Source organism: Enterobacter sp. CPE_E890, from assembly GCF_046521475.1.
Classification (GTDB): domain Bacteria; phylum Pseudomonadota; class Gammaproteobacteria; order Enterobacterales; family Enterobacteriaceae; genus Enterobacter; species Enterobacter adelaidei.
The window spans coordinates 1,967,690-1,986,037 of sequence record NZ_JBKFZW010000001.1; the positions used below are offsets into that span (position 1 = coordinate 1,967,690).

Here is an 18,348-nt window from a genome sequence, read left to right on the forward strand (position 1 = left end):
ACTGACTCGGATTATAACGGAAGCTCAGGAGCCTGGGTGCGAGATCCTCGCATTTTTCACATAACGGGTTAACTATCGTTCAATATGGGCTGCTGACGACCAAAAATCACTTCCATTCTGGCGCCGCCCAGTAAGCTATCACCGGTTTCGATGTTGCCATCGTACTGGTCGACAATCTCACGTGCGACAGATAATCCCACGCCCTGGCCGGGACGCAGTGTGTCGGCACGCTGGCCGCGATCGAACACCATTTCACGTTTATTAAGTGGAATGCCCGGGCCATCATCTTCAACAATAATGTGCAGTTCGTTCTCTGTCTGACGCGCCGACACTTCTACAAACTCCAGGCAGTACTTGCAGGCATTGTCGAGCAGGTTCCCCATCACTTCCATAAAATCATTTTTCTCGCCGACGAAACTGATCTCCGGCGAGATATCGAGGCTGATATTTACCCCTTTTCGCTGGTAAACCTTGTTCAGCGCAGACGTGAGGTTGTCCAGCAGTGGCGCTACAGGATGTAATTCGCGGCTTAATAACGCGCTACCCGAGCGCATACTGGCGCGATGCAGATAGTAGCCAATTTGCTGAGAGATACGGCTGATTTGTTCAAGCATCACCGGTTCAGCATCATCGACGCTGAGTTTTGAACTGCGCATTGAACGCAATGTGCTTTGCATTACCGCAAGCGGTGTCTTGAGGCTGTGCGTCAGGTCGGTAAGTGTGGTGCGGTATTTGTCATAGCGTTCGCGCTCGCTTTTCAGCAGGCGGTTGAGGTTCCGCACAAGGCTTGTCAGTTCACGCGTGGTTGCAGGGTTGAGCTTTTCACGGTGGTGTTCTTCCAGTTCGCGAACCTCTTTCGCCAGTGATTCGATGGGGCGTAAGCTCCACCACGCCGCCACCCACAGCAGTGGGATCACCAGCAGCAGATTCGCGGCCAGAACATAGATGAACCAGCTCCAGACCATATAAGAACGTTTCAGTTCCACTGGAATGGTGTCGATCACTACGATGGTCAACTGCGGCATGTTCAACGTCGCCGGATAAAGATTGATTGCAACGGAGTGAGTCATTTCCGTTTCGGCATCATCGGCGCGGATCTCATTCAGTTTCTGTTGCAGAGAGCGATCTTCACGAATCAGCGAGCTGGTGGTATTGAGATCGGCTTCAATTTCATGAAATCCGTTGGTTTTAAGCCACTCCGGACGAATGCTGTTGACCAGCCAGGGAATATCGCGCTGTGCCCACAGCAATTTTCCCTTTTCGTTATAAATCAGGGCCAGCGTTGGACTCTGTTGGTTGAGGTTTTCCGGCATTTCAACGGTGATTTTGTTGTTTTCCCACTTTGCCAGGGTATAAAACAGATTACTTTCACCGCGCAACAGCCGGAAAGTCGTTTTATCGAAGCTGACGCTGTAGCCCACCAGCGCCACCATACCGTACGAAAGCGACAAGACCAGGACAACGGCGGCCGTTGCCAGTAAAAAACGAACCCGTAGCGAGAGGGGCAGTATGTGGCGCAAAATCCGTCTCATTTAGCGTAATTCGAACAGGTAGCCCTGACCACGGACGGTGGTAATCACATCCTGTGGATACTGCGCCTGAATTTTCTTACGCAAACGTCCCATTAGTACGTCAATGGTATGGCTCTCGCGCAGTTCAGCATCTGGATAAAGCTGGAGCATTAAAGAATCTTTGCTCACCACTTTGCCATTGTTACGGATCAGCGTTTCCATAATGGTGTATTCGAAGGCGGTTAGCTTGATCACTTCATCGTTGATGGCTAATTCCCGCCGGGAGAGATCAACCTGGAACGGAGGGATAGAAATGACCTGTGAGGCCAGCCCGCTGTTGCGGCGTAACAGCGCCTGCATGCGCGCCGCCACCTCTTCAATATGAAACGGCTTGGTGACGTAATCATCTGCACCCGCACTGAGCACTTCGACCTTGTCCTGCCAGCCTTCACGGGCAGTCAGAACCAGAACCGGGAGAGAAACATCATGGCTGCGCCAGCGACGAATTAACGACAAACCGTCTTCATCAGGTAACCCTAAATCGACGATGGCGATATCCGGCAGGTGTTCATTGAGATAATAATCGGCTTCTTTTGCATCTTCGGCATCGTCCACCTGATGTCCCATCTCCTGAAGCTGTACTTTCAGGTGATGGCGTAGCAATGCATTATCCTCAACAACCAATACGCGCATCATCTCTTCTCCCTAAATTAATGGTATGAATAGTTTAACGCTGATTATGTTGTTGTGGGGATAAACATTTAGTAAACCGGGGGAAAGCAACCCTCTTTCCGGGCGGAAAGAGGGTAGAGGGCCTTTACTTCAGTTCATCAACCATGGTGATGGCGCGACCAATGTAATTCGCCGGGGTCATCGCTTTCAGGCGGGTTTTCTCTTCTTCTGGCAATGCCAGACTGTCGATAAACTGTTTCATGCCTTCAGCGTCAACGCGTTTACCGCGAGTCAACTCTTTCAGTTTCTCGTACGGTTTTTCGATACCGTAACGACGCATCACGGTCTGGATTGGCTCAGCCAGAACTTCCCAGTTGTGATCCAGTTCGTCCAGCAGACGGTCACGGTTCACTTCCAGTTTGCTCACGCCTTTCAGGGTGGACTGGTAAGCAATCAGCGCGTAGCCAATGCCCACACCCAGGTTACGCAGAACGGTGGAGTCTGTCAGGTCACGCTGCCAGCGGGAAACCGGCAGTTTGCTTGCCATATGTTGCAACACGGCGTTCGCCAGACCCAGGTTGCCTTCAGAGTTTTCGAAGTCGATTGGGTTCACTTTGTGCGGCATGGTAGAAGAACCAATTTCACCGGCGATGGTTTTCTGTTTGAAGTGGTTCAGCGCGATGTAGCCCCACACGTCACGATCGAAATCGATCAGGATGGTGTTGAAGCGGGCGATGCAGTCAAACAGTTCGGCGATGTAGTCATGCGGCTCAATCTGGGTAGTGTACGGGTTCCACTGAATACCCAAAGAGGTGACGAACTCTTCGCTGAACTGATGCCAGTCCACTTCCGGGTATGCGGCGATGTGGGCGTTATAGTTACCGACCGCACCGTTGATTTTACCCAGAATTTCAACCTGTTCCAGCTGACGATACTGGCGCTCCATACGGTACGCGACGTTCGCCATCTCTTTACCCATCGTGGATGGGGTAGCCGGCTGGCCGTGGGTACGGGATAGCAGCGGAATGTCGCGGTATTCCACGGACAGCGCTTTTACCGCGTCGATGATTTTACGCCAGTAAGGCAGTACCACATCTTTGCGTGCGGTAGAGAGCATCAGCGCGTGAGACAGGTTGTTGATATCTTCTGATGTGCAGGCGAAATGAATGAATTCAGATACGGCATGCAGAGCAGGCACGGCAGCCACTTTCTCTTTCAGGAAGTACTCAACCGCTTTCACGTCATGGTTGGTGGTGCGCTCGATGGTTTTGATACGCGCGGCATCTTCTTCGTTGAAGTCAGCAACGATTTTATCAAGGTAATCGTTTGCCTGGGCGTCAAAAGCAGGAACTTCCTTGATTGCTGCCTGGGCGGCTAGCTTTTGCAGCCAGCGTACTTCAACCTGAACACGGAACTTCAGCAAACCATATTCGCTGAAGATCCCGCGCAGCGCGCTGACTTTATCGCCATAGCGTCCATCGACAGGGGATACGGCGGTCAGTGAGGATAATTCCATAATTCGCAACTCCGGGAGGTTAACAATGAGCAAGAATTTGTTTTGCCTGAGTAGTCAGGCGATTACGAGAAAACATTAACTGCAGGCGGCCGCCGCCAACCTGATGCCACAGCACAGCGGCGCGGATCCCGGCCAGCAGGGAGGCACGCACTTTTGCCTGGACCTGAGGGCTTTGCAGAACAGCAGGGGAACCGGTGACCTGAATACGCGGGCCAAGTGGGCTAATGACGTCAACATAAATGGCAGCCATGGCACTCAGCAGCGTTTCGGACTGCAGATCAAAATGGTCGAGCTGACGTTGCAACCCGGCAATGCGGTCACCAAGCGTATTGAGTGCACCTTTCGCTGCGCTCAGTTTACGCTCAAGCACCATCAGGCTTAACGTGTAGCGGGTCAACTCTGCGTTTAATCCCTGACGGCTACTGGCGTTCAGCACGCCAAGCAGGGTTTCAAGACCGAGACGAAGATTAGTTTCACTCCCACCGAAGACACCCAGGGTTGAGCCGGGGTTGAGGTCGATAACGCTGTTGAGTGAAACGTGCAGCGCATCAGCGTCGCAATGACCCTGATGCGCCAGCTGTTGCACCAGACGGGCAGACTGGCAAATTCCCGCCAGTGCCAGGGTGATGTCATAGTAGTTCTTCGCCACACGGTCTCCTTTATGTGTGCAATCGTGTTAAACAGCGGTCAGCGGCAGGCGCTGTTCAATGATCCCGCCACCCAGGCAGATTTCGCCGCTATAGAAAACAGCAGACTGACCCGGAGTGACAGCAGCAACAGGCTCGTCGAAACGCACGTCAATGCGATCGTCATCGAGCGCGGTAACAGTGCAAGGAATATCGGTCTGACGGTAGCGCGTTTTCACCGTGCAGCGCAGCGTGCCTTTCAGCGGTTCGCGATCGACCCAGTGCAGCTGTTGCGCGATCAGGCCAACGGACATCAGACGCGGGTGGTCGTGACCCTGAGCGACAACCAGAATATTGTTTTCGACATCTTTGTCGACCACGTACCACGGATCTTCGCTACCTTCTTTCGTCCCGCCGATACCCAGGCCTTTACGTTGGCCTAAGGTGTGGTACATCAGCCCCTGATGCTGGCCAATCTCTTCCCCGTCGACGGTAACAATTTTACCTGGCTGCGCAGGCAGGTAACGCCCCAGGAAATCGCGGAATTTGCGCTCGCCGATGAAGCAGATACCGGTAGAGTCTTTTTTCTTCGCGGTGATCAGGTCCAGCTCTTCGGCGATTTTACGCACCTGCGGCTTTTCCAGCTCGCCGACAGGGAACAGGCTCTGAGCGATTTGCTCGTGGCTCAGCGTATAGAGGAAGTAACTTTGATCTTTGTTACCGTCCAGGCCGCGCAGCAGCTGGCTTTTGCCATTCACATCGGCACGACGCACGTAGTGACCGGTCGCAATGAAGTCTGCGCCCAGATCTTCCGCCGCGAATTCCAGGAAGGCTTTAAATTTGATCTCTTTGTTGCACAGAATATCCGGGTTTGGCGTACGGCCTGCTTTGTACTCTTCCAGGAACAGTTCAAAAACGTTGTCCCAGTATTCTGCGGCAAAGTTAACGGTGTGCAGTTCAATGCCGAGCTTGTCGCATACGGCCTGCGCATCGGCGAGATCCGCTGCGGCAGTGCAGTATTCCTCGCCATCATCTTCCTCCCAGTTCTTCATGAACAGGCCCTCCACCTTATAGCCCTGTTGTTGTAACAGGTAGGCGGAAACGGAGGAATCGACACCGCCGGACATGCCGACGATTACTTTTTTCTGGCTGTTATCTGACATGGAATACTCACGACATTGAACTTCAAGGCGGCGTATTCTATCACGCCCCCCCACCATTGACACCCTCTGTAAACGGCCAGTTAAATTCTCCGATAACATCCAGCGGTAAGCGGCCAGAAGACTGCCAGCAGCGAATGCTTTCCGCAACCAGCGGCGAGCGCAGGTTTGGCGCGTTCAGGATCTCGTCAGCAGTGACCCACAGGCAGCGGTCGATATCATCATCCTGCGGCTCTGTGGCGCACATTTCGTTAAGCTCAACGGCGAATAAAAAGCGCAGGAACGGCGTGTGGTCAGGTGCTATCCACTGGTGCAGGCGGATGAAGTGCTGAGGTTCGGCATGGACCCCCGTCTCTTCCCACAGCTCACGTTTTGCGGCCTGCAGCAGCGTTTCGTTTTCTTCGAGGTGCCCTGCGGGCTGGTTCCATAAGGCTTTGCCGCCAATCGTCTCCTCGACGACCAGGAATTTACCTTGCGCGTGAACGACACAGGCGACAGTGACATGAGGTTTGAACATAGTGACTCCTTAGGAGGTAGCGTCCCGCCATTCACCGTTAGCCAGGCTCTCCAGCGTGTAGTTGCCCATGGCGTAGCGAATCAGGCGCAGGGTAGGGAAGCCAACGTGTGCGGTCATGCGCCGAACCTGACGGTTTCGGCCTTCATAAAGGGTAATTTTGAGCCAGCTTGTCGGAATGGATTTGCGTTCGCGAATGGGCGGGTTACGCGGCCACAGCCACTCCGGTTCATTCACGCGTTCAATACCTGCCGGCAGAGTAGGACCGTCATTCAGCGTGACGCCGCTGCGTAATGTTGCCAGCGTCTCTTCATCCGGTTCACCTTCTACCTGTACGAAGTAAATTTTACCCGTGCGCTTCCCCGGCTGCGTAAGCTTCGCCTGTAGGGCTCCGTCGTTAGTTAAGACCAGTAGGCCTTCGCTGTCACGGTCCAGACGCCCGGCAGCATAGACGCCCTGGACTGGAATGTAATCCTTAAGCGTGCTGCGCCCGGCTTCATCAGTGAATTGCGGCAAAACATCGTAGGGTTTATTGAACAAAATAACCCGCTTCGGCTGGCTTTCTTGCGGTCTTCTGGCGGCTTGTCGCGAGCTGAATCGCTCAACCCGGTGTTTTGTAAAAGAAGTTTTCTTCATGGTATTTTCAGGCTCTATCAATTGCCGCATTATAGCCTAATAACGAAGACCTTTCATGGCGTCGGACAATCAGGTACTATCGAAGGGCTCATTACAATTTATTAACATAAGATCAGTAACAACCAGAAGCGCTCGAAGGAGAGGTTAATGGAAAGCAAAGTAGTTGTTCCGGCGGAAGGTAAAAAGATCACCCTGCAAAACGGCAAGATTAACGTTCCTCACAATCCGATTATCCCGTTCATCGAAGGTGACGGTATCGGTGTAGACGTTACCCCGGCAATGCTGAAAGTGGTTGATGCCGCTGTTGAGAAAGCCTACAAAGGCGAGCGTAAAATTTCCTGGATGGAAATTTACACCGGTGAAAAATCTACTCAAGTTTATGGCCAGGACGTCTGGCTGCCAGCGGAGACGCTGGACCTGATCCGCGACTACCGCGTTGCTATTAAAGGCCCACTGACTACACCTGTCGGTGGCGGTATCCGTTCTCTGAACGTTGCACTGCGTCAGGAGCTGGACCTGTACGTGTGTCTGCGTCCGGTTCGTTACTACCAGGGCACCCCAAGCCCGGTTAAGCACCCTGAACTGACCGACATGGTTATCTTCCGCGAAAACGCAGAAGACATCTACGCAGGTATCGAATGGAAAGCTGACTCTGCAGACGCAGAAAAAGTGATTAAATTCCTGCGCGATGAGATGGGCGTGAAGAAAATTCGCTTCCCTGAACATTGCGGTATCGGTATCAAGCCGTGCTCCGAAGAAGGCACCAAGCGTCTGGTACGTGCGGCCATCGAGTACGCCATCACCAACGACCGTGACTCTGTGACCCTGGTTCACAAAGGCAACATCATGAAGTTCACCGAAGGCGCGTTCAAAGACTGGGGTTACCAGTTGGCGAAAGAAGAGTTCGGTGGTGAGCTGATCGGCGGCGGCCCGTGGCAGAAAATCAAGAACCCGAACACTGGCAAAGAGATCATCATTAAAGATGTGATCGCCGATGCGTTCCTGCAGCAAATCCTGCTGCGTCCTGCTGAATACGACGTGATCGCCTGTATGAACCTGAACGGTGACTACATTTCTGATGCCCTGGCGGCACAGGTTGGCGGTATCGGTATTGCCCCAGGGGCGAACATCGGTGACGAGTGCGCCCTGTTCGAAGCGACCCACGGTACTGCACCAAAATATGCAGGCCAGGACAAAGTGAACCCAGGCTCTATCATCCTGTCCGCAGAAATGATGCTGCGTCATATGGAGTGGTTCGAAGCCGCAGACCTGATCGTTAAAGGTATGGAAGGCGCTATCGCTGCCAAGACCGTGACCTATGATTTCGAACGTCTGATGGAAGGCGCTAAGCTGCTGAAATGTTCAGAGTTTGGTGACGCGATTATCGCGAACATGTAATCCAGATTCTGGGTTAAACAAGAGCGGGGGCCTGAGGGTTCCCGTTTTTTTTACCTCTGCCTGCAGGAGACAACACGATGTTAGCCACTGTCCTTATCGCTGTCGTTGCATTCATCCATCTCTACATTCTTGTGCTGGAAATGTTTCTGTGGAACACCGAAACAGGGCACAAGGCTTTTAATCTGCGTCCCGATTTTGCGCGCGACACCCGCGTGCTGGCCGCAAATCAGGGGCTGTATAACGGTTTTCTGGCGGCTGGTCTGCTCTGGAGCCTCTGGCTCGGTGAAAAGGGCGTTCATGTGGCCATCTTCTTCCTGAGCTGCGTGCTGATCGCCGGGCTCTTTGGCGCAGTCACCGCCAGCCGAAAAATTTTGTATGTACAGGCCGTGCCCGCTTTCGCTGCGCTGCTTGCGTTACTCATCTGAAGCAATGCTTTGGTTGAGGTAAGGCGTCCGATATACTGATGGCTTTACCCTTACAGGTTAGCAACGAGATAGTTATGAATAACGATATCCCACTGAAATATTATGATATTGCCGATGAGTACGCGACGGAAGCCGCAGAGCAGGTCGCTGAATCAGAGCTCGATGCGCTGGCACATTATTTCCAGCTGCTGCTCACCCGTTTATCAAATAACGAGGAGATCAGCGAGGAAGCCCAGCAGGAGATGGCCACTGAGGCCGGGATCCGTGCTTCTCGCATTGATGATATTGCGAATTTCCTCAATCAGTGGGGGAATGAATAGTCTTCCTCAAAAGCCATTATGCTGATGCTTTGCTATGCAGCTCAGCATCACGCTATCAGACCACATGCATTTTTTACGCAGAATATGTGAAGCGGGTGCGTCGATAAACAACGCGAAAATAACGGTCAGACAGAAAAGTACCACTGGTAATAGTAAGGATAATTTCACGTTTTTAACCAAAATAAGAGTGTGCTTCAGGGTAATCTACCGTCTGATTGTTACAACTATATGTTTTTGGGCTAGGAATGAAAATGCCTGATCCGAAAAAACATGGGCACGCCAGACATCAGTGGCTACCGCGCGACTCCGACAAGTTTCTGCGCCAGCTCACTGCGGGTCAGTGATTTTGAGAAATACCATCCCTGAACCAGGGCATCGGGATATCTGTCGGCAATAAAACGATATTGTATTTCATTCTCTACCCCTTCAAAAACAAGGGATTTATTCAGTCGGGCAAGGGCATCACTAAAAATAACAAAGATGTTCTGCTTATAATGTTCACTGATGCCATCGACCAGCGATTTGTCGATTTTGATTTCATCATATTCCAGAAGTGACAGTCTGGCCAGATTTGAATTTTGCACACCAAAATCATCTATTGATACCTTTATGCCAAGAGATTTTAATTCCCGACAGAATTCTTCAAGAATATCTACAGTGGAAACGGCCTTTTCAGAGAGTTCGATTTTTATCAAGGAGAGTGGAATGCGATGAATTAAACACGCGCGACGTAAGATAGCAATGAATTGCCCGTCTTCGATTTCCGTTCGGCCAACGTTGAGTGAGACGACCAGTTGATGTTTTGTTGCAAGTGGTGCAATTTCTAAAAGGGATTTTTCGATAATATTAATGTAATATTTTCTATACAGGCCAATCTTCTTGATTAATGGAATAAAAAGCTCCGGGGAGACATCACCGTGTTTTTGATCGTGCCATCTCGACAGAACCTCAATGCCCACTATTTTTTTATCCTGAATTCGAATGATTGGCTGATATTTAACACTGATGGTATTGGTGATGACAGCCTTGACCAGCGTTCGTTCGAGAGAAAAACGGTCTTCATAAATGCGGAAGAAAAAGAACGTTATCGCTACCCAGATAAAATACAAAATGACCACAAGAAACGTAAACACAACGGGAGATAGCGAAGCAAGCCCTGCGTTGTGATGTTTCACAATGACGCATAAATCCCAGAAAGCGCTGCACTGCGTGAGGATGATGGTAAACAATGCCGAATGCAGCAAGTCCTGTTGCTTAAACGCAGGGGTGGTCGAAAAAAATGTTCTGCCAAAGTCTTTGGTGGTTGCACTCAGAGAGTAACTCTCTGTAACCAGAGAGAATTTATCGTAAGCGTAGCGGGAGGTGAAGATAATAATGTTATGATAAATTGCCGCGTTACCTGTAAAGAACTCTTTTTTGTCAAACTGGGCCAGGAGAAAGCCCCTTGGGGTTTTATGCAGTTCTGCAGGAAGTGCAACAGGTGTAGCGAGTTTACCCCAAAAAGCAGTACAGACTATTTTTCCTTTCTCTATGAATCCGACGTCACCAAAATAGAGACTGTCGAGTTTTATTTGCCTGTAACTATCAAGACTGGTTTTATCACATCCCTGTGTAGTGATGCTTTTGAGAGCCAGCGCCACGTTTTGGGACAGGTCTTCTGAATATTGTAAAAGCGTATGGGAAATCTCAAGCTGTTTGCTCTTCTGCTGGCTAACGATAACCGCATTGACCGCATAAAGAGACAGGACGACCAGAAGCGTTGAAATGATAGCAACAGCAATGATCTTTTTCATTTTCCCGTTATCCTGTCTGCTCCCTCATTTTACAAATCCTAACACAGACAGGACCAGGAACAAGCCTGATAGTCACGCCCGTTGATCACATTCAGAACGATAACTCATGCAAAAGCATCAGTTTTTTAAGATAGCTTTTGACTAAGCTATTTTTAATGCTATATGCAACGCTGAGTTAAACATAGCGCCTTTTTCAGGAACCCTACTTGTTTTTCTGGTAAGGAAAAATCATGCGCAACCTTATGATGCCCATCCTCTGCGCTTTATTTCTCTTTCTGAGTGGCATGTTAATTATTAACTGGCAGTTATGGCATATGGCTACACTCGGTTACACCCATACCGCCGCCGCAAGCACTCAAAAAATAGATAATATTCTTGCTGAAGCTGTCAGTGCCGCCAATACCGCTAAGCATGTTGCTGCACAAGGATGTACCCGTGACGGACAGCTGGAGCTGGGGACAGAAGCCGCACTGAAACCGCATCTGCGTGCCGTGATGATCCAGCAGCAAGGCCAAATCATTTGTACCTCACTGCCGGGAAATGGCGTATTAATTGTTCGTCCTCAAACGTTACCCAACGAAACATTGATGCTGTTACCGGGTAATCGACTGGTGAATGGTATTCCGGTTCTCATTTTCCAGATGCCGATCGCGGATGGGCGCGTGATTGTCAGCGTAAGTGACGCACATTTGCGGGATGTGATTGCAAGCGCAACAAATAGCGCTGACATGGCGTTGGTTGTAGGTGAAAGAATGCTTGCGCGCACCGGTGATGTGAGGGACTGGAAAGCCGCCTCATGGGCAGGGGCGTTAACGGCATCGGCGCATTTTCCGTTTAGCGTGGTCTGGCAGCCACCCGCTTTTTTCAGTCTGACGCGATTACTGCAACAAGGATGGAGCCTGATACTGCTCATTCTCGCATTGTCCGTTACGGTTGGATTTTTGATCCGCCGTTACAAGGGGAAAAGCTCCTCATTTGAAGACGATCTGCGGAAAGCTATTTTGCACGGAGAGATCGTTCCTTATTATCAGCCGATCGTCAATGGCGATACCGGTGGGCTGTACGGTGTTGAGGTGTTAGCAAGATGGAAGCATCCAAAATCGGGTTTTATCCCGCCGGATGTTTTCATTCCGATTGCGGAACGGAGCGGTTTGATTATTCCTCTGACCAAAGGGTTAATGGCGAAGGTGGTCAACCAGCTAAAGCCGCTTCTGCCTAAGCTACCAGACGGGTTTCACATCGGGGTTAACATCAGCGCCAGACATATCAATGCACCTTCTTTCATTGGTGACTGTCGTGTCTTCGGAAAGGGGTTTCAGGGGAAAGAAGTTAAACTGGTCCTCGAGGTGACGGAGCGTGAACCGTTGATCGATAATCCTCATCTTGTGGAAAATCTCAACACGCTACATAACGCTGGTGACCTGCTCCCCGTTGATTAGTACACCCCGATGTTAGTAATGTCTTCATAAGCCACATGAGGACATCCCCATGAAGAAGCGTTTTTCCGACGAACAGATCATCAGTATTCTCCGCGAAGCCGAAGCTGGGGTACCCGCCCGTGAACTCTGCCGCAAGCATGCCATTTCCGATGCCACGTTTTACACCTGGCGTAAGAAGTATGGCGGTATGGAGGTGCCTGAAGTTAAGCGCCTGAAGTCGCTTGAGGAAGAGAACGCCAGACTCAAGAAGCTGCTTGCCGAAGCCATGCTGGATAAAGAGGCGCTTCAGGTGGCTCTTGGGCGAAAGTACTGACGACAGACCAGAAGCGGGAAGCCGTGATGTTGATGTGTGATGCGACCGGTCTGTCGCAACGTCGTGCCTGCAGGCTTACAGGTTTATCCCTGTCGACCTGCCGCTATGAGGCTCACCGTCCGGCTGCTGATGCGCATTTATCAGGGCGCATCACTGAGCTGGCACTGGAGCGCAGGCGTTTTGGCTACCGTCGTATTTGGCAGTTGCTGCGCCGTGAAGGGCTTCATGTTAATCATAAGCGCGTGTACCGGCTTTATCACCTCAGTGGCCTGGGCGTAAAACGCAGAAGACGTCGTAAAGGGCTGGCAACAGAACGTCTGCCGCTGCTCCGTCCGGCGGCGCCCAATCTGACCTGGTCGATGGATTTCGTCATGGACGCACTTTCCACCGGTCGCAGGATCAAGTGTCTTACCTGCGTCGATGATTTCACAAAGGAATGCCTGACGGTCACTGTTGCCTTTGGGATTTCAGGCGTTCAGGTCACGCGTATTCTGGACAGCATTGCACTGTTTCGAGGCTATCCGGCGACGATAAGAACTGACCAGGGGCCGGAGTTCACTTGCCGTGCACTGGATCAATGGGCCTTTGAGCATGGTGTTGAGTTGCGCTTAATCCAGCCGGGCAAGCCAACGCAGAACGGATTTATTGAGAGCTTTAACGGACGATTTCGCGATGAATGTTTGAATGAGCACTGGTTCAGCGATATCGTTCATGCCAGGAAAATTATTAATGACTGGCGGCAGGATTATAACGAATGCCGCCCGCACTCCACGCTGAATTATCAGACACCGTCTGAATTTGCAGCGGGCTGGAGAAAGGGTCATTCTGAGAATGAAGATTCCGACGTTACTAACTGAGTGTTGTATCTAATCGTGGGGGCAGGTCACTGGCTTTGTCATCGCACTGGATGATTTTGGGACGGGCTATTCAGGGCTTTCGTGCCTTAATGCGCTGGCCATTGATTATATTAAAATTGATAAGAGCTTTGTAAACCGGGTCTCTGAGGAGAAGGATTCAACGATTCTGCTGGACTGCGTCATTGATCTGGCTAAAAAACTGTCATTGCGCATTGTGGCTGAAGGCGTAGAAACGAGGGAGCAACTGGAGTATCTCAACCGTAATGAGATTACCCTTTTGCAGGGATACTATTTTGGTAAGCCCGTCTCCTATATTGACTTTATTAAAGTCATTTTATCTAAGCCCAGGGAGACTATGAGTTTGTAAAATGCAATTAAGGCCAGCTTCTGTTGTATGCTTAAGTGCAATTCATTTTCCTCTTATCCTGAGCTTTGTTACAGTGACAAGAGTTGTCAGCCAGGGATGTCAGGCGTGATAAGGTGGAAAAGCTCGTGCATGTAAAAAATACTTTCTACACAACAACCATTACCGTCATCATTGTCTCATTGATCATCTCGCTTTCGCTTGCTGTCCAAATTAGCACATCCAGACAGCAGTCAATCCAGCAAATTAATACCAGCGTTGCCAACCTGAGTCATACCCTGGATGTGTATACTGAGGGGATCATGCGCCAAAGCGAAATGCTGATTACGACTGTTTCCGACATAATCGAAATTTATGGCATGACCCCACAACAGGCGACCAATATCCAGCGGATGATAAGCAACCAGGATAATCTCCTTACCCAGATTAATAATGTGGTTGTTTACGATGTCCGGGGCGAACTCTTTACCGCACTGCACGAAACTTTTTCTGGCCCCCGGAAAGGAGCGGACAGGGCTTTTTTTATCTACCACAAGAATAATAAGAGTCAGCAGATTTTTATTGGTGAGCCTGTGGTAAGCAGAACTAATGGTAAATGGGTTATCACCATTAGCCGACGCCTTGAAACCCATACCGGAGCGTTTAATGGTGTCGTCGTTGTGACACTGGGCATCGAAAACTTTCTGGCGCTCTACGGGCAGATTAATATTGGTCATTCTGGCGTCATTGGCTTAACGACACAGTCAGGCGTCTTGCTGGTACGTTATCCCTTTAAAAATAACTATATTGGCGCGATTGTCTCTGATTCGCCTCTCTTCAGAAAATATCTCAAGGTACAAAATACCGGGATCGCCAGTTCTATTTCCCGGTTTGATAAAATCGAACGCATTTATGCCTATGAGAAAAACACACGTTACGGACTGGTCACCACGGTGGCCGTCAGCACCGATGAAGCACTCTCTCCCTGGCGCAAGCAGGCTATTCAGCTTGCCGTTCTTATTTTCGTTTTTACCGTAATACTCATTGTGGCGTCGTATTTCCTGTATTCGGATTTATCACGAAAAACCAGAGATAACAAAGAGCTGAAGATTATTGCCTCTGAAGATGCGCTGACGGGGCTTTTCAACCGCCGCAGTTTTGATGAAAAAATACTCTCGGAAATTGCGGGTTGCATAGCGCGCGGTGCGCCGATTTCGGTGCTGATCGTGGATGTGGATTACTTCAAAAAATACAATGATAACTATGGCCATCCTGAAGGGGATCGGTGCCTGGCTCTACTGGGAGACACTCTCAGGAAAAGTCTTACCCGTGATAACCAGATTGTGGCGCGGTATGGCGGGGAGGAGTTTGCGCTGATCTTACCTGATGCAGATATCCAGGAGGCGCGGCGTATTGCTCAGACGATTATTCGCAATGTCTTCTCTTTACAAATTGAACATGCGTTTAGCCCTTTTGGGCGGGTAACGGTAAGCGTAGGGGTCTCCACTGCACGTGCTGTAGAAATAGCCGGTAGCCAGCAGAGTATTATCATTGCTGCAGACCAGGCGCTTTATCAGGCAAAACGCGCCGGCCGTAACCAGTACGCTTTTGTTGGGGTATGAGCAGAAAAAAAAGCCCACTCAAGAGTGGGCAAGAAATACTGGAAGCAATGTGAGCAATGTCGTACTGAATACTTGAGTCTTTTACTCAACTACTCAGTGTTGAGAAAGATAATCTTTCTCAACAAAAGATGCAACCCCACAATTTATGTGAAACGCTCTTTTTTGTTGGTGAATACACAGACGCTCTCTCACTGTGATGCTTATCACAAATTTTCTTTCTCTGATCCTGTGCTATTCTTTTTGTGTCGTTGATTTAATGACAAAAACCATACAGAGAGGAAAGTTATGGGAATTTTATCCTGGATTATCTTTGGGCTTATTGCGGGTATTCTGGCGAAGTGGATCATGCCGGGCAAAGATGGCGGTGGGTTTATTGTTACCGTAATACTGGGGATTGTCGGCGCGGTCGTCGGCGGCTGGATCAGTACGCTGTTCGGTTTTGGCAAGGTCGATGGCTTTAACTTCGGCAGTTTTGTCGTTGCAGTGATTGGTGCGCTGGTTGTTCTGTTTGTCTACAGAAAAATCAAAAGCTAAATCTGAACGCGTTGAAAAAGGCTGCCAGAGGGCAGCCTTTTTTACGTAGCGGGTTTACCACCAGCTGAGCTGTGTACCGGCAAAAGCCGCAATGGCAACGATCAACATAATGAGGGTTGTTTTTCTCATTTATGCCCCTGGAGCCGCGTAACCACCGACAAAAAACCACGCCAGAAAAACCACAGCCGTTATAAAAATAACGACCGGGAAGAGGATCCCTATTCTCATATCATCACCTGTTTCGGTTTCTATAACGCCGTAGAGTGTACGGGGTTAATCCATAGTGAGAAAGCGTGTTTTGCTTTTTCCTTTCTTATCCTGATACATCGCTATATCAGCGGCGTGTAACGCACTGTCCGGATCGGTTACGTCAGGATCAACTTCGATAACGCCAATACTGGCTCCCGGGTAAATGATATGGACACTGCCCAACCAGTATTCACCCGCAATGCAGGCGCTGAGGCGTGTTTTTAGCAGGCTTATCTGCGTGCTATCACCTTCATTGCCCGTTTTGCTCAGAGAAGCCACCAGGAACTCATCGCCGCCCAACCGGCCAATGATATCGTCCTGCTGTTTTTCTTCCGTCAAACGCTTGCCCACTTCAACCAGGAACTGGTCGCCAGCTTCGTGCCCGTAACGATCGTTAATCAGTTTGAAATCATTCAGGTCAATAAACGCGATGATGGCATTACGTTTAAGGTGTCGCGCCAGAGAAAACAGCGTCTTCAGATCCTCAAAAATGGCTCGACGGTTGGGTAAGCGGGTAAGGGCATCGGTATAAGAGTGCGCGATGAGCGCGGCATTGGCTTCCCGAAGCTGGGCCACCAGAGACTCTTTCTGAATGTACTGGGCAATCAACCCGGCGAACAATTTCAGAACCTGTTCGCCGCGCTCGCTGAGCGGTTTCTTTGCCGTGCTGGTGGCGCAGAGCGTTCCGTAAAGTGAACCATCAGCAAGATGAACAGGAATACTCATGTAGGTGGTAATGCCAAGCGCTTTCGCAGCCTCGCAATCAGGCCAACGTTCAGGAACATCATTGCTGAATAGCGTGTTGCTATCCAGTGCGCGCTTACACAGTGTTTCATCCCATGGAACACTTAGTCCCTCCGGGATCTCCATCTGCTTGCTGTTGCGGGCATAGAGAATATGCTGCAGTCGTGCTTTGATATCGACCTTCGTCAGGTAAGTCGACTCCATATCGGTCACAATCTCCAGCATCTCCAGCAGTTGACGAACGAGACTTTCAAGGGATTGTTCAGTGGCGAGGGTTTCTGAAACACGGGCAAGGATGATATCCGACATGACGTAGAATGACTCCCATGCAGAAGGCGTCTGCATCTGCATGTTATGCTGAATTTTTAGACTTCTGGCATAGTAAAACATGAATATAGAAAATTTAATATATGCAGGGGGAGAGGCGCAGGCGAAAAAAAGCCCCGTTGTTGAGACCGGGGCAAAGACATCTTGATTACGGAATGATGTTCTCTGGTCATGTTGAGAACACGCCACACTATAGCGTTGAAAAGTGCAGTTAAAATGGAGAAACCATGGAGAAAGCGCGAGTGACCCGTTACCCTTACACTATTGATGATGTCAAAAGGATCAATAAGATGAGATTTCTGCTTCTGGCGCTGGCACTTCTCCTGGCCGCCTGCACCACCAAAACACCACCACCTGATGCCCCGAAACCGCCTCACGTTGTCGGTATGGCAAACCCGGCCTCCGTTTATTGTCTGGAGAAAGGCGGGGAACAGATCCCGGTTCAAAGCCCACAGGGTGTCCGCACGGAGTGCAAGTTACCGGGTGGCGAAGTGATCGATGAATGGACGCTTTATCGTCGCGATCATCCGCAACCCACCAGGTGACAATGACATATTGACTGCGATACACTTCTCTTTAGGATTATTCTTAGCCAGTTTCTGGCCACCTTTACCGTGAGAGAAGTATGTTTCAGCTTAAACCGGGCAGCATGGCGATGATTATCGGTGCCCGCACAGCCTCTGGCCGTCGCAATATTGGTAAATCCGTTGAATTGTTTGGTCTTTGCCAGCCCGGCTTGCGTTTCGTTAACCCGGTCAATGGTGTTATGACGGAACTGCCCGCGACGGCGGATCGCGCGCTATGGCTGGTAACGGGAGATGTCTACGCCTTTGACAATCAGCACGGCTTTGCATTTGTTCGCCCTGAACACCTGATGCCGCTTACCCCGGATGAAACACCGCAAACCCTTGATGAGCTGATGATCGACTGATTATAGATGGCGCAGCCAGTCGGCTAATACCAGGGCATGATTTTGTGTCTTATCTTTTGCGCCGTAGAGCAGGGTGACGGTCTGCTTTTTTGCCCGCGCCGCCAGGCGCATTCCTTCCTCTTTGTGCTGCGCCAGCTCTTCACGATAGGCCTTACTGAAGGCTGCGAAATCAATGGCTTCTCCGTGAAAGGCCTTGCGTAATTCATTTGATGGCGTGAGCGTTTTACACCATTCATCATACGCGAGGTCCGTTTTTTTAACCCCTCGCGGCCAGAGCCTGTCAACCAGAACCCGATAACCATCGTCCGGGCTTGCCTGCTCATAGACGCGTTTGCATTGAATCATATTTCCACCCTCCTAATTTAAGGTATTGTGATAATTGCAGAAGATCGGTAGTCTGAGGTTCCTTATGTTATCT

20 protein-coding genes and 1 pseudogene are annotated in these 18,348 nt (G+C 50.3%); 10 read left to right on the forward strand and 11 right to left on the reverse strand.

From position 1 onward, the window contains the following. Positions 1-68 precede the first annotated feature (68 nt). The 7 genes from phoQ to rluE all read right to left on the reverse strand — a co-directional run bounded on the left by phoQ (position 69) and on the right by rluE (position 6,665). Positions 69-1,532, reverse strand: coding sequence for a two-component system sensor histidine kinase PhoQ (gene phoQ / locus ACLHV9_RS09700; RefSeq protein ID WP_028019016.1), 1,464 nt, complete (start codon positions 1,530-1,532; stop codon positions 69-71). Then, the gene (gene phoP, locus ACLHV9_RS09705; protein ID WP_028019015.1) at positions 1,533-2,204 is read right to left on the reverse strand and encodes a two-component system response regulator PhoP; all 672 of its coding nucleotides are present in this window, start codon (positions 2,202-2,204) and stop codon (positions 1,533-1,535) included. 124 nt (positions 2,205-2,328) lie between these two features. Beyond that, the gene (purB, locus tag ACLHV9_RS09710) at positions 2,329-3,699 is read right to left on the reverse strand and encodes an adenylosuccinate lyase (protein WP_028019014.1); all 1,371 of its coding nucleotides are present in this window, start codon (positions 3,697-3,699) and stop codon (positions 2,329-2,331) included. A gap of 19 nt (positions 3,700-3,718) precedes the next feature. Then, positions 3,719-4,348, reverse strand: coding sequence for a high frequency lysogenization protein HflD (hflD, locus tag ACLHV9_RS09715; RefSeq protein WP_028019013.1), 630 nt, complete (start codon positions 4,346-4,348; stop codon positions 3,719-3,721). A 27-nt stretch (positions 4,349-4,375) separates the two neighbouring features. Then, the gene (mnmA, locus tag ACLHV9_RS09720; RefSeq protein WP_128348826.1) at positions 4,376-5,488 is read right to left on the reverse strand and encodes a tRNA 2-thiouridine(34) synthase MnmA; all 1,113 of its coding nucleotides are present in this window, start codon (positions 5,486-5,488) and stop codon (positions 4,376-4,378) included. 40 nt (positions 5,489-5,528) lie between these two features. Then, positions 5,529-6,002, reverse strand: a complete 474-nt coding sequence (locus ACLHV9_RS09725; RefSeq protein ID WP_108090186.1) for an NUDIX hydrolase — start codon at positions 6,000-6,002, stop codon at positions 5,529-5,531. A gap of 9 nt (positions 6,003-6,011) precedes the next feature. Beyond that, entirely contained in the window at positions 6,012-6,665 is a 654-nt protein-coding gene (gene rluE / locus ACLHV9_RS09730; protein ID WP_028019010.1) for a 23S rRNA pseudouridine(2457) synthase RluE, read from the reverse strand. Between the two features lie 117 nt (positions 6,666-6,782). Here rluE and icd point away from each other — a divergent pair, with 117 nt between their 5' ends. The 3 genes from icd to ACLHV9_RS09745 all read left to right on the forward strand — a co-directional run bounded on the left by icd (position 6,783) and on the right by ACLHV9_RS09745 (position 8,778). Continuing rightward, positions 6,783-8,033 carry an NADP-dependent isocitrate dehydrogenase gene (gene icd / locus ACLHV9_RS09735; protein WP_108090185.1) on the forward strand — a complete coding sequence of 417 codons (1,251 nt, stop codon included), beginning with the start codon at positions 6,783-6,785 and terminating at the stop codon, positions 8,031-8,033. A 77-nt stretch (positions 8,034-8,110) separates the two neighbouring features. After that, complete coding sequence (locus ACLHV9_RS09740) at positions 8,111-8,458, forward strand: DUF1304 domain-containing protein (protein ID WP_108090184.1); 348 nt, start codon at positions 8,111-8,113, stop codon at positions 8,456-8,458. A gap of 74 nt (positions 8,459-8,532) precedes the next feature. Further along, positions 8,533-8,778 (forward strand): DUF2543 family protein, encoded by a 246-nt coding sequence (locus tag ACLHV9_RS09745; protein ID WP_028019007.1) that lies wholly within the window; start codon positions 8,533-8,535, stop codon positions 8,776-8,778. Between the two features lie 293 nt (positions 8,779-9,071). Here ACLHV9_RS09745 and ACLHV9_RS09750 read toward each other — a convergent pair whose 3' ends face one another. Then, positions 9,072-10,571, reverse strand: coding sequence for an EAL domain-containing protein (locus ACLHV9_RS09750; protein WP_407220397.1), 1,500 nt, complete (start codon positions 10,569-10,571; stop codon positions 9,072-9,074). Between the two features lie 230 nt (positions 10,572-10,801). Between ACLHV9_RS09750 and ACLHV9_RS09755 the strand changes: the two genes are divergently transcribed. The 5 genes and pseudogenes from ACLHV9_RS09755 (at position 10,802) to ACLHV9_RS09775 (ending at position 15,679) form a co-directional block, all read left to right on the forward strand. Then, positions 10,802-12,010: an EAL domain-containing protein gene (locus ACLHV9_RS09755; RefSeq protein ID WP_407220398.1), complete on the forward strand. Its 1,209-nt coding sequence runs from the start codon at positions 10,802-10,804 to the stop codon at positions 12,008-12,010. Positions 12,011-12,059: 49 nt separating this feature from the next. After that, positions 12,060-13,180 (forward strand): IS3-like element ISSen4 family transposase gene (locus ACLHV9_RS09760; protein WP_087451024.1). Its coding sequence is split into 2 segments (ribosomal slippage): positions 12,060-12,318 and positions 12,318-13,180, totalling 1,122 coding nucleotides; the frame shifts between segments, so codons are not numbered across the junction. 31 nt (positions 13,181-13,211) lie between these two features. Further along, positions 13,212-13,547: pseudogene (locus ACLHV9_RS09765) on the forward strand (EAL domain-containing protein); the annotation flags it as partial. Positions 13,548-13,660: 113 nt separating this feature from the next. Beyond that, entirely contained in the window at positions 13,661-15,145 is a 1,485-nt protein-coding gene (locus ACLHV9_RS09770) for a diguanylate cyclase (RefSeq protein WP_371128447.1), read from the forward strand. A 285-nt stretch (positions 15,146-15,430) separates the two neighbouring features. Next, on the forward strand, positions 15,431-15,679 hold the full coding sequence (locus ACLHV9_RS09775; RefSeq protein WP_028019003.1) for a GlsB/YeaQ/YmgE family stress response membrane protein: 249 nt from the start codon (positions 15,431-15,433) through the stop codon (positions 15,677-15,679). 129 nt (positions 15,680-15,808) lie between these two features. Here ACLHV9_RS09775 and ACLHV9_RS09780 read toward each other — a convergent pair whose 3' ends face one another. Together ACLHV9_RS09780 and ACLHV9_RS09785 are read right to left on the reverse strand one after the other, a co-directional pair. Then, positions 15,809-15,907 (reverse strand): YoaK family small membrane protein, encoded by a 99-nt coding sequence (locus tag ACLHV9_RS09780; protein ID WP_014883431.1) that lies wholly within the window; start codon positions 15,905-15,907, stop codon positions 15,809-15,811. A 45-nt stretch (positions 15,908-15,952) separates the two neighbouring features. After that, entirely contained in the window at positions 15,953-16,981 is a 1,029-nt protein-coding gene (locus ACLHV9_RS09785) for a diguanylate cyclase domain-containing protein (protein ID WP_407221177.1), read from the reverse strand. Between the two features lie 308 nt (positions 16,982-17,289). Here ACLHV9_RS09785 and ACLHV9_RS09790 point away from each other — a divergent pair, with 308 nt between their 5' ends. Both ACLHV9_RS09790 and ACLHV9_RS09795 read left to right on the forward strand, forming a co-directional pair. Beyond that, positions 17,290-17,544, forward strand: coding sequence for a DUF333 domain-containing protein (locus ACLHV9_RS09790; RefSeq protein ID WP_108090202.1), 255 nt, complete (start codon positions 17,290-17,292; stop codon positions 17,542-17,544). A gap of 80 nt (positions 17,545-17,624) precedes the next feature. Then, a complete protein-coding gene (locus ACLHV9_RS09795; protein ID WP_028019000.1) occupies positions 17,625-17,930 on the forward strand; it encodes a hypothetical protein in 306 nt (101 codons plus the stop codon). Here ACLHV9_RS09795 and ACLHV9_RS09800 read toward each other — a convergent pair whose 3' ends face one another. Further along, positions 17,931-18,275: a DUF488 domain-containing protein gene (locus ACLHV9_RS09800; protein ID WP_028018999.1), complete on the reverse strand. Its 345-nt coding sequence runs from the start codon at positions 18,273-18,275 to the stop codon at positions 17,931-17,933. Positions 18,276-18,348 lie beyond the last annotated feature (73 nt).